Annotated in this window: 13 protein-coding genes; 4 read left to right on the plus strand and 9 right to left on the minus strand. The window is 71.3% G+C overall.

Going from position 1 to position 14100, the window contains the following annotated elements; all coding sequences use genetic code 11:
• Positions 1-93 precede the first annotated feature (93 nt).
• The 5 genes from OG828_RS14345 to miaA form a co-directional block, all read right to left on the minus strand.
• Positions 94-1557, minus strand: coding sequence for a M1 family metallopeptidase (locus tag OG828_RS14345; protein ID WP_328501348.1), 1464 nt, complete (start codon positions 1555-1557; stop codon positions 94-96).
• A 120-nt stretch (positions 1558-1677) separates the two neighbouring features.
• Entirely contained in the window at positions 1678-3798 is a 2121-nt protein-coding gene (locus OG828_RS14350) for a RelA/SpoT family protein (protein WP_328501349.1), read from the minus strand.
• Positions 3799-4077: 279 nt separating this feature from the next.
• The gene (dapF, locus tag OG828_RS14355; RefSeq protein WP_328438169.1) at positions 4078-4947 is read right to left on the minus strand and encodes a diaminopimelate epimerase; all 870 of its coding nucleotides are present in this window, start codon (positions 4945-4947) and stop codon (positions 4078-4080) included.
• Positions 4948-4981: 34 nt separating this feature from the next.
• Entirely contained in the window at positions 4982-5479 is a 498-nt protein-coding gene (locus tag OG828_RS14360; protein ID WP_328371841.1) for a hypothetical protein, read from the minus strand.
• Between the two features lie 108 nt (positions 5480-5587).
• Positions 5588-6526, minus strand: a complete 939-nt coding sequence (gene miaA / locus OG828_RS14365) for a tRNA (adenosine(37)-N6)-dimethylallyltransferase MiaA (RefSeq protein ID WP_328438170.1) — start codon at positions 6524-6526, stop codon at positions 5588-5590.
• Between the two features lie 284 nt (positions 6527-6810).
• On the opposite strand from miaA, the gene OG828_RS14370 reads away from it, so the two are divergent.
• Entirely contained in the window at positions 6811-6987 is a 177-nt protein-coding gene (locus tag OG828_RS14370) for a gliding motility protein (protein ID WP_328355413.1), read from the plus strand.
• A 25-nt stretch (positions 6988-7012) separates the two neighbouring features.
• On the plus strand, positions 7013-7219 hold the full coding sequence (locus OG828_RS14375) for an antitoxin (protein ID WP_328501350.1): 207 nt from the start codon (positions 7013-7015) through the stop codon (positions 7217-7219).
• A gap of 100 nt (positions 7220-7319) precedes the next feature.
• Here OG828_RS14375 and OG828_RS14380 read toward each other — a convergent pair whose 3' ends face one another.
• Both OG828_RS14380 and miaB read right to left on the minus strand, forming a co-directional pair.
• Positions 7320-8051, minus strand: a complete 732-nt coding sequence (locus tag OG828_RS14380) for a class III extradiol dioxygenase subunit B-like domain-containing protein (protein ID WP_328501351.1) — start codon at positions 8049-8051, stop codon at positions 7320-7322.
• A gap of 89 nt (positions 8052-8140) precedes the next feature.
• A complete protein-coding gene (gene miaB, locus OG828_RS14385) occupies positions 8141-9661 on the minus strand; it encodes a tRNA (N6-isopentenyl adenosine(37)-C2)-methylthiotransferase MiaB (RefSeq protein WP_328501352.1) in 1521 nt (506 codons plus the stop codon).
• A gap of 97 nt (positions 9662-9758) precedes the next feature.
• Here miaB and OG828_RS14390 point away from each other — a divergent pair, with 97 nt between their 5' ends.
• Complete coding sequence (locus OG828_RS14390; protein ID WP_328501353.1) at positions 9759-11342, plus strand: carboxylesterase/lipase family protein; 1584 nt, start codon at positions 9759-9761, stop codon at positions 11340-11342.
• A 269-nt stretch (positions 11343-11611) separates the two neighbouring features.
• Here the strand turns inward: OG828_RS14390 and OG828_RS14395 are convergent, their stop codons facing one another.
• The gene (locus OG828_RS14395; protein ID WP_328501354.1) at positions 11612-12421 is read right to left on the minus strand and encodes a response regulator transcription factor; all 810 of its coding nucleotides are present in this window, start codon (positions 12419-12421) and stop codon (positions 11612-11614) included.
• The gene (locus OG828_RS14400; RefSeq protein WP_328501355.1) at positions 12421-13365 is read right to left on the minus strand and encodes a sensor histidine kinase; all 945 of its coding nucleotides are present in this window, start codon (positions 13363-13365) and stop codon (positions 12421-12423) included. The genes OG828_RS14395 and OG828_RS14400 overlap by 1 nt, the downstream gene beginning before the upstream one ends.
• 247 nt (positions 13366-13612) lie before the next feature.
• Here OG828_RS14400 and OG828_RS14405 point away from each other — a divergent pair, with 247 nt between their 5' ends.
• A complete protein-coding gene (locus OG828_RS14405) occupies positions 13613-14098 on the plus strand; it encodes a TrkA C-terminal domain-containing protein (protein ID WP_328438176.1) in 486 nt (161 codons plus the stop codon).
• Positions 14099-14100: the final 2 nt, after the last annotated feature.

Consider the following 14100-nt stretch of genomic DNA (forward strand, 5'->3'; position numbering starts at 1 on the left):
GCTGATCGCGCCCACGCGGCGGAGCCGCATATTGATACAGCCCCGCGCCCCTTCGGGGCGCTGGCGAACCGCAGCGGACTTCGCCGGGCCCGCTTAGGCGCCGGGCGCTTCCGACTTCCAGTCCGGGTGACCTGGCATCGGCGGGGTCTTCGTGCCGTACAGCCAGTCCTGGAAGAACCCGCCGAGGTCGCGTCCGGACACCTCGGAGGCGAGCTGCACGAACTGCGCCGTGGTCGCCGAGCCGTCCCGGTGCTGCTGCACCCAGGTCCGCTCCAGGCGCTCGAAGGCCGGGCGGCCGATCTTCTCGCGCAGCGCGTACAGGACGAGCGCGGCGCCGTCGTAGACGTTCGGGCGGAAGATGCCGATCTTCTGGCCGGGCTCGGGCACCTTGGGTGCGGCCGGTGGTCCGCCGGCGGCACGCCAGCCATCCGAGGAGCGGTACGCGGCCTTCATCCGGGTCTGGAGCTTCTTGCTCGCCTTCTCCTCCGCGTACAGGGCCTCGTACCAGGTGGCATGCCCCTCGTTGAGCCACAGATCGGACCAGGTGCGGGGGCCGACGCTGTTGCCGAACCACTGGTGGGCCAGCTCATGCACCATGATCGAGTCGACGAACCACTCGGGGAAGCCGGACTCGGTGAACAGGTCTCTCTCGAAGAGAGAGAGGGTCTGCGTCTCGAGTTCGAACCCGGTGTCCGCCTCCGCGATGAGCAGCCCGTAGGTCTCGAAGGGGTACGGCCCGACCTTGCCCTCCATCCACTTCATCTGAGCAGGGGTCTTCTTCAGCCACGGCTCGAACAGCTTGCGGTCCTTGGTGGGGACGACGTCCCGGATCCGCATGCCGTGCGGCCCGGTGCGGTGCAGCACCGTGGAGCGGCCGATGGAGACCTGCGCGAGCTCGGTGGCCATGGGGTGCCGGGTCCGGTACGTCCATGTCGTCTTCCCGCGCGCGTGGTCGACGCCGGCCGGCATCCCGTTGGCGACGGCGGTGTGGCCGGCGGGTGCGGTGACCCGGAAGGTGAACATCGCCTTGTCCGACGGGTGGTCGTTGCACGGGAACACCAGGTGGGCGACGTCGGCCTGATTGGCCATGACGAGCCCGTCGGCGGTCCGCACCCACCCCCCGTCCCGGCCCCCGGTCGCCGGCCGGGGATCGCTGGTGTGCCGCACGGTGATCCGCATCCACTCGCCGGCGGGCAGCGGTTTCGCCGGGGTGACCACCAGGTCCTCCTCGGCACTGGAGAAGGTCGCCTTTTCCCCGTTGACCTCGACCGACTTGACCTCGCTGTGCGTGAAGTCGAGGTTGACGCGGTCCAGCGCGGTGGTCGTCCAGGCACTGATCGTCGTGACCGCCTGGAGGGGCTTGCTGTTGGTGCCGGGATAGGTGAACGACAGGTCGTACGACGCCACGTCGTATCCGGGGTTGCCCAGGTGCGGGAAGAGGCGGTCGCCGACGCCGAGGGGGGCCGGCGGGGCACTTGCCGCGACGAGGCAGACGGACACGGCGGAGGCGAGCAGGGCCGCCTTCAGCCGTCGGGGGGTGCGGGGGGTGAGCAGCATGGACCACGGCTACCAGGGCTCACCCGGAGCACGGCGACGACGCGCGTCCGGCCCACTCGAAAGGGGTCCTGAAGGAGGTCGTACGGTGCGGCACGCGCGCGTGGGCCGGCGTCCCGCCCCTTACGCTCCCGGTGTCTGGGCCCGTCCCACGTCGTACACCCCTGGCACGTTCCGCATGGCCCGCATGAGGGCGGGAAGGTGGGCGGCGTCCGGGAGTTGGAGGGTGTAGGTGTGGCGGACGCGTTGCTGGCTCGGGGGTTCGACGGTCGCCGACACGATTTCCGCGCCCTCCAGGGCGATCGCTTCCGTGAGGTCGGCCAGGAGATGGGGGCGGCCGAACGATTCGGCGACCAGGGTGACCCGGCACTCGGTGGTGTCGCCCCAGCGCACGCCGACCTCCGCGCGCCCCGAGCTCTTCATACGCGCTACCGCAGCGCACTCGACGCGGTGCACGGTCACCGCTCCCCCGCGGACCACGAATCCGGTGACCTCGTCGGGCGGTACGGGTGTGCAGCAGCCGGCGAGCCGTACGGTCGCGCCGGGCTCGTCGACCACCGCGTTCGCGGCGCCCGGCCGGGTGGCGGGAACGTCGGCGGCGGGCCGCGAGGCCGCGGACGGCGTCCCGGGATCGCGCTCGGTCTCGGGTTCGGGTTCTGCCTGCGACGGGTGGGTCGCGAGCCACCGTTGGATCGCGATCCTGGCCGCCGGTGTGTGCGCGTGCTCCAGCCACTCTCTGGAGGGCTCGGAGGCCGGGTCCTGCCCCATGAGGAGCTGGACGGTGTCACCGTCCCGCAGGACCGTGCTCAGCGTCGCCAGGCGGCCGTTGACGCGGGCGCCCATGCAGGCGTGCGCGTCCTCGCCGTACTGCGCGTACGCTGCGTCCACGCAGGTCGCGCCCTCGGGCAGACCGAGCGTGCCGCCGTCGGGCCGGAAGACGGTGATCTCGCGGTCCTGGGCGAGGTCCTCGCGCAGGGTGGACCAGAAGGTGTCGGGGTCGGGAGCGCCCTCCTGCCAGTCGAGCAGGCGGGAGAGCCAGCCGGGCCGGGTGGGGTCGACGCGCTCGCCGTCGGCCGGGTCCTCGGGGGCGGGGGCGTAGGGGTTGCCGAGCGCGACGACGCCGGCCTCGGCGACCTTGTGCATCTGGTGCGTGCGGATGAGGACTTCGGCGACCTGGCCGTCCTGCCGGGCGACGGCGGTGTGCAGCGACTGGTAGAGGTTGAACTTGGGGACGGCGATGAAGTCCTTGAACTCCGAGACGACGGGCGTCATACAGGTGTGCAGCTCGCCCAAAACGCCGTAGCAGTCCGCGTCCTCGCCCACCAGCACCAGCAGCCGGCCGAAGTCGCAGCCCCTGAGGCGCCCCCGCTTGCGGGACACGCGGTGCATCGAGACGAAGTGCCGGGGCCGGATGAGGACTTCGGCCTGAATGCCCGCGTCGCGCAGGACGGTGCGCACGTCTTGGGCGACCTCGGCGAGCGGGTCGTCGGGGAGCGCCGCGTTGTCGGCGATCAACTTGCGAGTGTGGTCGTACTCCTCGGGGTGCAGGATCGCGAAGACTAGGTCTTCCAGTTCGGTCTTCAGGGCCTGGACGCCGAGGCGTTCGGCGAGCGGGATGAGCACGTCCCGGGTCACCTTGGCGATGCGTGCCTGTTTCTCGGGGCGCATCACGCCGAGCGTGCGCATGTTGTGCAGTCGGTCGGCGAGTTTGATCGACATCACGCGGACGTCGCTGCCGGTGGCGACGAGCATCTTGCGGAAGGTCTCGGGTTCGGCGGCGGCGCCGTAGTCGACCTTCTCCAACTTCGTGACGCCATCGACGAGATAGCGGACCTCGGCGCCGAACTGCTCACCGACCTGATCGAGGGTCACCTCGGTGTCCTCGACGGTGTCGTGGAGCAGAGAGGCCGTCAAGGTCGTGTTCTCGGCGCCGAGTTCGGCGAGGATCAGGGTCACGGCGAGCGGGTGTGTGATGTAGGGCTCGCCGCTCTTGCGCATCTGCCCGCGGTGCGAGGACTCGGCCAGTACATAGGCGCGGCGCAGGGGTTCGATGTCGGCGTCGGGGTAATGCGCGCGATGGGCCTCTACGACATGGCCGATGGCGTCGGGCAGCCGGTCACGGGCGGTGGGGCCGAGCAGCGCGGCACGGCCAAGGCGGCGCAGGTCGATCCTGGGGAGCGACCTCCTGCGGGGCCCGGTGGGGGCTACGGGACCTGCGGCAGGGTTCGTTGCCTCCGCACTCATGGGCACCTCCGGCTGCGTGGACCGGCGGACGGGGTTGCCCCATGGCGGACGGCGGCTCAGGGGATGGCTTCGTTCCCCCGTCCGGGCCGGTGCTTGATGCTACCGAGCCCATCACGCGTGATTGACCGCCTCTCGCCGAGCGTGAAACGGATCACCCATTCGAGCGATGGTCTGGACGTTTGCAATTTCCGGCCATGTGACCTGCGGCCAACGGCAGTTCTGGACCTCAGGAGCCCGTAAAACCAGGACTTCCGGTGTCGGGGGCTGCGCTACGGACCGTCACCGAACCGCGTTTTCCAGCCATTCCGCGTCGATCTCTCCCTCGGCCACGATCACCGCGGGACCGGTCATCTCGATCTCGCCGTCGGGCCGCTCGGTGATCACCAGGGTCCCGCCGGGGACATCGACGGTGTACGTCGCCGGGGTGCCGGTGACGGCGGGGTCGGCGCCGTCTCTTCGGGCAGCGGCCACGGCGACGGCGCACGCGCCCGTGCCGCACGAGCGGGTCTCGCCGGCGCCGCGCTCGTGCACGCGCAGCGCGACGTGAGCGGGGCCGCGGTCGACCACGAACTCGACGTTCACCCCGTCCGGGTAGGCGGACGCCGGGCTGAAGGGCGGCGGGGTGAACAGGGTGCCCGCGTGGGCGAGGTCCTCCACGAAGGCGACCGCGTGGGGGTTGCCCATGTTCACGTTCCGCGCGGGCCAGCTGCGCTCGCCGACGCTCACGGTGACGTCCCCTTCAGGCAGACGCGCCTTGCCCATGCCGACGGTGACGCCGCCGTCCTTCGCGATGTGCACGCTCTTCACGCCCCCGCGCGTGGCGACGGCGAGGTCACCTTCGGTGACGTGTCCGGCGCGCTGGAGGTAGCGCGCGAACACCCGCACCCCGTTGCCGCACATCTCGGCGATCGAGCCGTCGCCGTTGCGGTAGTCCATGAACCACTCCGCCTCGGCCGCCATGTCCTTGGCCTCCGGGTGCGCTGCGGACCGTACGACATGCAGCAACCCGTCGCCGCCGACGCCCGCGCGGCGGTCGCACAGGGCGGCGACGTCGGCCGGGGACAGGTCGATGGCGTTCTCGGGGTCCGGGACGATCACGAAGTCGTTCTCCGTGCCGTGCCCCTTGAGGAAGGCGATCCGCGTGCTCATTCCTCGATCGTAAGGGGTGGGTACGACACCGGGCTCAGCGCAGCCGGGCCACTCGCCAGACGGCCAGCACCACAACGGCCGCGACCACCACGACGTACGCGATCACGACTCGCCAGTCCAGGCGGCGGCCCGAGCCGCGCTGGGGCAGGCCGGGCCAGGTGTAGCCGACGCGGCGGGCGGCCATCATGCCCCAGCCCGCCGCGCAGGAGCAGATCAGCAGCCCCAGCATGGCGATCACGGCGCCGCTGTCGCCGAAGTCGAAGGCCAGCGGGAATCCGAACATCAAGGAGCCGACCGCGGCCAGGGCGACGATGGGCGCGAGCTGCCAGATGCGCAGTCGGCGCTGCGGCCGCAGCTCGACCTCGACCTCCGGGCCGCCCGCGAGCATCTCGTCGGGTTCAGGGCCGTCGTCGGTCACACTGTCCTCGTCGAGCCCGTCCGGGCTCAGACCGTCGCTGTCCGGCTCCCGTTCACCGCTCTCGGCGGTGAGGGGGTCGGTGTCTTGTGCGGTGTCGCGAGGGCCGGCCTCCATCGCCACGCGCCCTCCCAACTCGGACTCCACTTGGTCGATCGAAGCTCGATGATGGCACGGCGCCGGAGGCCGGGATGGTGGCCGGAGCGTCCCGATGCCATGACGTGATCAGGCTGTAACCGGTCGTTCGAGCAAGGCCAGCGCGAGGTGCGGAAGTTCTGTGAGATCCGCCGCCGCCCCACTCAGCCAGTGCACCCGGGGATCGCGTCTGAACCATGAATCCTGACGGCGCGCGAAGCGCTTGGTGGCACGGACGGTCTCGGCGCGCGCCTCCTCCTCCGTGTACTCCCCCGCGAGCGCGGCGAGCACCTGCTGGTAGCCGAGCGCGCGCGAGGCCGTACGCCCCTCCCGCAACCCTTGCACCTCAAGGGCGCGCACCTCGTCGACGAGCCCCGCCTCCCACATCCGGTCGACCCGGCGGGCGATGCGGTCGTCGAGTTCGGGGCGTGTCACGTCCACGCCGATCTGGACCGTGTCGTAGATCGAGTCATGGCCGGGAAGGTTGGCGGTGAAGGGCCTGCCGGTGATCTCGATCACCTCGAGGGCCCGGACGATACGGCGGCCGTTGCTGGGGAGGATCGCGTACGCGGCCTCGGGGTCCGCGGCGGCCAGCCGGGCGTGCAGCGCGCCGGAGCCGCGGAGCGTGAGCTCCTCCTCCAGGCGGGCCCTGACGTCGGGGTCCGTGCCGGGGAACTCCAGGTTGTCGACGGCGCCGCGGACGTACAGGCCGGAGCCGCCGACCAGGATCGGCCAGCGTCCGGCAGCGAGCAGTGCATCGATCCGTTCTCGCGCGAGTCTCTGGTACTCGGCGACGGACGCCGTGATGGTCACGTCCCAGATGTCCAGGAGGTGGTGCGGGACGCCGGAGCGTTCCTCGGGCGTCAGCTTGGCGGTGCCGATGTCCATCCCTCGGTAGAGCTGCATGGAGTCGGCGTTGACGACCTCGCCGCCGAGACGCTGGGCCAGAAAGACGCCCAGATCGGACTTTCCGGCCGCGGTGGGTCCGACGACGGCGATGACGCGGGGGGCGGGGGGTGCACTGCTCACCGACCCAGTCTCGCAAACCTCCGGCAGCCCTCTCGAACGAGTTACGTGACGGCACGGGCCCGGGGTCGTTCCCTGTTGCGAGGTTTTCGCCGCCGATTTCGAGAGGCGGTGACCCGGGCCGCACAAACGGGCGCACCGGGCTACGCGGGAATTCGCCCGCACGAGTAACGTATGGAGTGGATATGGGCGTTTTTGCACGACTTCTCCGAAGGTCGAAGACTGCGGAGGAGACGTCAACCGCCGAGGCACAGGCCGACACACCGACGGCCGACACCGCGGCGGACGTGACGGAGGCCACTGAGGCGGCGGAGCCGAAGGTGCCGTCCGAGGCCACGGAGGAGGCGGCCGAGACCGTCGAGGCCACCGCCGCGGAGGGTGTCGAGGTCCCCAAGCACGACATCCCCAAGCAGTCCTCGGAGGAGGCTGCCGACCGGGAGGCCGGCGACGGCGCCCGCACGTAACTGCTCCCGCGAGGGAAGGTGGACCATGGGTCTCCTGGACAAGATCACGCACGGCCTCGACAAGGCCGCAGAGACTGTCGACAAGAAGACCAAGGGCAAGTACAGCGGCAAGATCCAGTCGGGTACGGGCAAGGCCAAGGGAGCCATGGATCGACTCGCGCACAAGGACGACACCGGCACGGGCGACGCACCCACGACGCCGCCGCCGGACTCGCCGCCGCCGACTTCCTGAACGGCACACCGACGGACGGCCGCGGAGCGGATGAGCTCCCGGCCGTCCGCCGTTTCATCCGCGCGGGGGCCGATACCGCCCGGCCGTCCCGAATACGGCTCTACGACCAGGTCGCGACCAAGTACCCCACGCCGTACGGCGCGTCCTCGTACAGCAGCGCGCCCTCCAGCTGCGCCTCCTCGGCCGCGCCCGCAAGGATCTGCCAGGGGGCCCGCCCCGATGCCTTCAGCTCATACGCCAGCTCCACGTCGAGCGCCTTCAGCGCCGCCACGTCCGCCGTCCCGAGCGCACGCGCGACCTCCGCGTCGAACGGCGCCGCCCGCTCGTCGAGATAGCCGGGGGCCTTCAGCGTGCGGCACGCGCTGGCGTCGCCCATCACCAGCAGCGCCACCCGCTCGGCACGCGCGGCGATCGCCCTTCCCACTTCAATACACCGCTCGGCCGCCAGCGGTTCCCCCACACCGAGTCCCTCGATCGGGGCGCCCGACCATCCGATGCGCTCCAGCAGCCATCCGGCCACGGCGAGCGAGGCCGGAAGCCGACGCTCCGACTCCGCCGCTTCCGTCTCGTCGTCGCCCTTGCCGCTGCCCAGTCGTACGTCGAGATCCACGCCGAAGCCGTGGAAGGAGCCGCGTGTGCCCTCGGGGTGCGTTCCGCGCCCGCTCTGCTCCGCCGGCCCGAGCACCACGAGCAGGTCGGGCCGGGCGGCGGCGAGGACGCCGAGTGCGTTCGTGCAGGCCGCGCGCGCGGCGTCCATCTCGGGCGCGGCGCCCGCGGCGACCTCCGGCACGAGGAGCGGTGGGCAGGGGCAGACGGCGGCGGCGACAAGCATGGTCGGCAGATTAACCCCGTACACCCGTACAACTGTGACCGAGCCGCACGCCTCGCTCAGGTCCGCCGCCCCAGGTCCGCCGCCCCAGGTCAGTCGCAGCCGCAGCCGCTGCCCGTGGCCACCGGCAGCGGCTCGGGCACACCGATCTTCGGCAGGCCGAGCATCACGCCGGCCGGCTCGGCCGTCTCGGCGGCGTTGCGCTTCTCCCAGGCATCGCCCGCGCGCGTGGGGCGCACGTCGAGGACGGCGCCCTCGGCGAGGAGGTGGTGCGGGGCGGCGTACGTGATCTCGACGGTGACGACGTCGCCGGGGCGGACGTCCTGGTCGGGCTTGGTGAAGTGGACCAGGCGGTTGTCGGGGGCGCGGCCGGAGAGGCGGTGGGTGGCGCCGTCCTTGCGGCCCTCGCCCTCGGCGACCATCAGCTCCAGGGTGCGGCCGACCTGCTTCTTGTTCTCCGCCCAGGAGATCTCCTCCTGGAGGGCGACGAGACGCTCGTAGCGCGCCTGGACGACCTGCTTGGGGATCTGGTTCTCCATGGTCGCCGCGGGCGTGCCGGGCCGCTTGGAGTACTGGAACGTAAACGCTTGCGCGAAGCGGGCCTCACGGACGGCGTGCAGCGTCTGCTCGAAGTCCTCCTCCGTCTCGCCGGGGAAGCCCACGATGATGTCGGTGGTGATCGCGGCGTGCGGGATGGCGGCGCGGACCTTCTCGATGATCCCCAGGTAGCGCTCCTGGCGGTAGGAGCGGCGCATCGCCTTCAGGACCGTGTCCGAGCCGGACTGCAGCGGCATGTGCAGCTGCGGCATCACGTTCGGTGTCTCGGCCATGGCGGCGATGACGTCGTCGGTGAAGTCGCGCGGGTGCGGGGAGGTGAAGCGGACGCGCTCCAGGCCCTCGATCTTTCCGCAGGCCCGCAGCAGCTTGCTGAAGGCCTCGCGGTCGCCGATGTCGGAGCCGTACGCGTTGACGTTCTGGCCGAGCAGCGTGATCTCGGAGACGCCCTCGGCGACCAGGGCCTCGATCTCGGCGAGGATGTCGCCGGTCCGGCGGTCCTTCTCCTTGCCGCGCAGGGCCGGGACGATGCAGAAGGTGCAGGTGTTGTTGCAGCCGACGGAGATCGACACCCAGGCCGCGTACGCGCTTTCGCGCCGGGTCGGCAGCGTCGACGGGAACGCCTCCAGCGACTCGGCGATCTCGACCTGCGCCTCTTCCTGCACGCGCGCCCGTTCCAGCAGGACCGGGAGCTTGCCGATGTTGTGGGTGCCGAAGACGACGTCCACCCAGGGCGCCTTCTTCACGATCGTGTCGCGGTCCTTCTGCGCCAGGCAGCCACCGACGGCGATCTGCATGCCGGGCCGCGAGGCCTTCCTCGGGGCGAGGCGGCCGAGATTGCCGTACAGCCTGTTGTCGGCGTTCTCACGGACGGCGCACGTGTTGAAGACGACGACGTCCGCGTCGCCGTCGGAGCCCTCGGGGGCGCGCACATAACCGGCCTCTTCGAGCAGCCCGGACAATCGCTCGGAGTCGTGGACGTTCATCTGGCACCCGTAGGTGCGCACTTCGTAGGTCTTCACGTCCACTGCCTGGCTCCGGTCGCTGCTGCTGGTCATTCCTCAAGGGTAGGCGGTCCCGGCAGAACCCTTGGCCCCAGTGCTGAGCCGCCATAAATGAATGGCACACAGCGCGGCACGACGGGATGATCCGGGCATGGCCTTCGCCTCGTCCGAGCCTCAGCCCGTACCCGTACCTCAGCCCGTACTGGTCCGCACGACCGCCGGGACGGTGCGCGGCATCCAGGAGGGTGAGGTGGCGGTCTTCCGCGGCATCCCCTTCGCCGAACCGCCGGTCGGCGCCCTCCGATTCGCCGCACCTCAGCCCGCGCGCGGGTGGGACGGAGTGCGGCCCGCCCTGGACTTCGGGCCGCCGCCCCCGCAGGGCATGGACGCGACGGCGACGGACTCACGGGGCGACGAGTGGCTGTCGGTCAATGTCTGGACGCCCGCGCCGGACCCGGGTGCGGGGCGTGCGGTGATGGTGTGGATCTACGGCGGCGCCTATACGTTCGGCATGTCCGGCCTGCCCGAGTACGACGGTGCTCGTCTCGCCGAGGACGTCGTCGTGGTGACCTTCAACTACCGAATCGGCGTGGAGGGTTTCACGCAGATCGAGGGCGCACCGGCCAACCGGGGCCTGCTCGACCAGGTCGCGGCCCTGGAGTGGGTGCGCGACAACATCCGGGGCTTCGGCGGCGACCCCGACCGCGTCACCGTCTTCGGCCAGTCGGCCGGCGCCGGTTCCGTGGCCGCGCTCCTGGCCATGCCGCGTGCCGCCGGGCTCTTCCGGAGGGCGGTCGCGCAGAGCGTGCAGGGCACGTTCTTCTCGCCGGAACTCGCCGCCGACATCGGCGCCGCATGCGCGGCCGAGTTGGGCCTGCGTCCCACGGCGGCCGAGCTGTCCACGGTGGACCCGCAGCTGCTGGCCGCCGCCGGAGACGCGGTCACCGCCCGGATGCCCGAGTCGGTCGAGCGGTGGGGCCGGGCCGCGTACCGGTCGATCATGTACGCGCCCGTCGTCGACGGCGACGTCCTTCCCGTGACGCCCTGGCAGGCCCTGGCCGACGGCGCGGGCCGGGGCATCGACCTCCTCGTCGGGCACGCGCGCGATGAGCAGCGTTTGCTCAGCCTGCTCGACGGAACGCTCGGCCAGGTCACGGAGGAGCAGGCCGAGGCGGCGCTGCGCATCCTCGCCCCGGGTCCGGACGGCGCGCGTCGCTTCCGCGACGGCTTCCCCGACGCAGGCCCCGATGCATTGCACGAACTGGTCCTCTCGGACTGGTTGTTCCGCATGCCGAGCCTCCGCCTCGCCCACGAGCAGCAGGCCGCGGGCGGCCGGGCGTACGTCTACGAGCTGACCTGGCCCGCCCCGGGCATGGGCGGCGTCCTCGGCGCCTGCCACGGCCTGGACGTACCGCTCGTCTTCGGGAACCTGGACCGCGGCCAGCCCGCCGTGCTGTTCGGCGACGGCCAGTCCCCCGAGGCGGAGGCGCTGTCCGCACGCATGCGTGCCGCGTGGACGCGGTTCGCCGTCGAAGGCGACCCCGGCTGGCCCGCGTACGACATGGAGCAGCACCTGGTGCAGCTCTACGACGCCCGGCCGACCGTCACCCGCTACCCGGAAGAGACCTCACGCCTCCTCTGGCAGCACCACGCCTTCAACCCGCTGCCGCTGCTCAGCTCACCTTCCGGCAGTACAGCGCGTCCGGCGTTCGAGCCGACCCCGCCCGGCCGGTGAACGCGATTCCGGCCGCGTACTCGTCGTCCGCGTACTGCCCTTTGTAGTGGCCCGATCAGGAAGTCGCCGTCGGCGCACTGGAGTTTGGAGTTCTTGCCGTGCCAGTTGCCGGAGCGCAGCTTGAAGCGGTCGCCGTCTGCGTCGACGATCCAGCGGCCGCGGGTGCTGAGCGGGCCCGTCCAGTCCTCCTCGGCCAGGAAGCGCATCCGCCGCATTGCCATGGCAGCGTCATGACGACTTGCTGCCCAGGCGAGTCCGTACCTGAGCCCTCAAGGCTCGATGAGCCCCGCCCGTATCGCATACCGCGTCAGTTCCAGCCGGTCCCGCATCCCCAGCTTCTGCAGCAGATTGGCCCTGTGCCGCTCAACCGTCTTCGCGCTGATGAAGAGGAGTTCGCCGATCTCCTTGGAGGTGTGCCCCTCCGCGACCAGCTTCAGGATCTCCTCCTCGCGGTCGGTGACGGCCCGCGCGGGCAGGTCGTCGCCCCGGTGCAGACGGTCCAGGTAGGAGCGGACGAGGGCCCGTTCGGCGCCCGGGTAGACGAACGGCTCGTCGCGCATCGCCGCCCGGCACGCCTCGACCAGGTCCCGGTCGGCGACGGACTTCAGGACATAGCCGCTGGCTCCCGCCTTGAGGGCCTCGAAGAAGTACTGCTCGCTGTCGTACATCGTGAGGATGAGGATCCGCAGCCCCGGCATGCGGCGCGATAGTTCGCGGGCCGCCTGCAGGCCGGTCATCCGGGGCATGGCGATGTCCAGGACGGCGAGATCCACCTCGGTGTCACGTGCCCGCGCGACCGCCTCGGCGCCGTCGCCGGCCTCCGCCACGACCGTCAGGTCGTCCTCGCCGTCGAGGATCAGCCGCACACCACGGCGTACGAGCGTGTGGTCGTCGGCGAGCAGGACGCGGATGCGGTCGTCCGACGCGGGGATGCCGGGTTTCGACGCGGGAATTCCGTGTTCCGACGCCGAGATGCAGTGTCCCGATGCCGGAATTCCTTGTTCCGACGCGGAGATGCCATGTCCCGATGCCGGAATCCCGTGTTCCGACGCGGAGATGCCCTGATCCGGTCCGGACATCAGCGGCCTCCGGCCGGTATGCACAGGCGTACGTCCGTCCCGCGGCCCTCGGACCCCGGCCGCACGGCGAGGTCCGCGCCGATCAGCAGCGCCCGCTCACGCATGCCCCCGATCCCGGCGCCCTCCGCCGCCGTACCGACGCCCTTGCCGTTGTCGCCCACGACGAGTTCGACGCCGTCCGCGATCCGCCGGAACCGGATCTCGGCGCGATCGGCTCCGGCGTGCCGGGCGGTGTTGGTGAGGGCCTCCTGGGCGACGCGGTAGACGACGAGTTCCGCTTCCTCGGGCAGCGCGGGCAGGTCGCCGGGAATGCGGTGGCGCACCGCGAGACCGTGCGCGGTGAACTCCGTCGCCAGTGAGCGCAGGGCGCTGGCCAGGCCCAGCTCTTCCAGGACGCCCGGGCGCAGCCGGCGGGCTATGCGGCGGATCTCGTCGAGACCGGCGCGGGTGGCCTCCTGGGCCTGGCCGACCTCCGGGCGCAGGTCCTCGGGGGCGCGGTCGGCGACGCGCTTGAGCTGGAGGAGCACGGCGGTCAGGGTCTGGCCGACCTCGTCATGGAGTTCCCGGGCGATGCGATGGCGTTCACGTTCCTGCGCGGACAGCGCACGGGCGGCACCGGCGGCGCGCTCGGCCTCCAGACGGTCGAGCATCGTGTTGTACGTCGTGATGAGCTCGGCCGTTTCCGCCGGACCGGCGACCACCGCACGGGCGCCCGGTCGCAGCAGGTCGGCGGTGGCCATGGCCCTGCCCAGCCGCTGGAGCGGGGCCAGCCCGACGCGCAGGACGACGGCGTTGGCGGCCAGCAGCACGACCAGTCCGACGGCGACGACGAGGGCCTCGGCGGGCTGGACGGGGGTCGAGACGGTGACCGGACCCAGCAGCAGGGCGGCGGCCACGATCAGGCCGGCGGCGTTGAGCGAGAAGATCCGCCAGAACAGCGACACGTTCCCGGCTCCGCTCCGTCCGATCCTTCGGCACTTCTGCGCCCGTACCAGACTCGCCGACCGCCCGCGTCCACGTATATCCGTCACAACACCCATGTCGCCACCGTATGCGCGAGTGACAGCATGGCGGCGTCGGCCTGAAGCCGATCAAGCCGGCCGGCACCGGGACAAGAGAAAGAACCGGGACGAGAAAACCCGGACGAGAGGACCCGGACGAGAGAACCGGGACGAGAGGAAGAGAAGAAACGTGTCCGCTCCACGCCTGAGGGCCACGCCGCTGCCGGGCATCGGGGTCCAGTACGACCTGATGACGCGAGAGAACCGCCATCTGTCGGTGGTGGCACACCGCGACGGCGCCCGCACGGTGAGCGTGTACCGGGCCGACGACCCCGACTCCTGCGCCCAGTCGCTACGGCTGACCGGCGCCGAGGCGGGCTCGCTGATCGATGCGCTCAAGCCGTCCCACCACAGTGCGAGCCTGCTGTACACCTCGGACCTGGGGCTGGTCGCCGAGCGGGTCGAGGTGGCCGCCACCTCACGCTGGAACGGGCGGGTGCTGGGCGACACCCGGATGCGGACCGAGACGGGCGCGTCCGTCGTGGCGGTGCTGCGGCGGGCCGAGGCGATCCCGTCCCCGGCACCGGACTTCCGGCTCGTGGGCGGTGACACGCTCATCGTCGTCGGCACCCGAGAGGGCGTCGACGCGGCCGCGGCGATACTCGGGCGGGAGTGAAC

It is taken from the genome of Streptomyces sp. NBC_00457, assembly GCF_036014015.1.
In the GTDB taxonomy this organism is placed as follows: Bacteria; Actinomycetota; Actinomycetes; order Streptomycetales; family Streptomycetaceae; genus Streptomyces.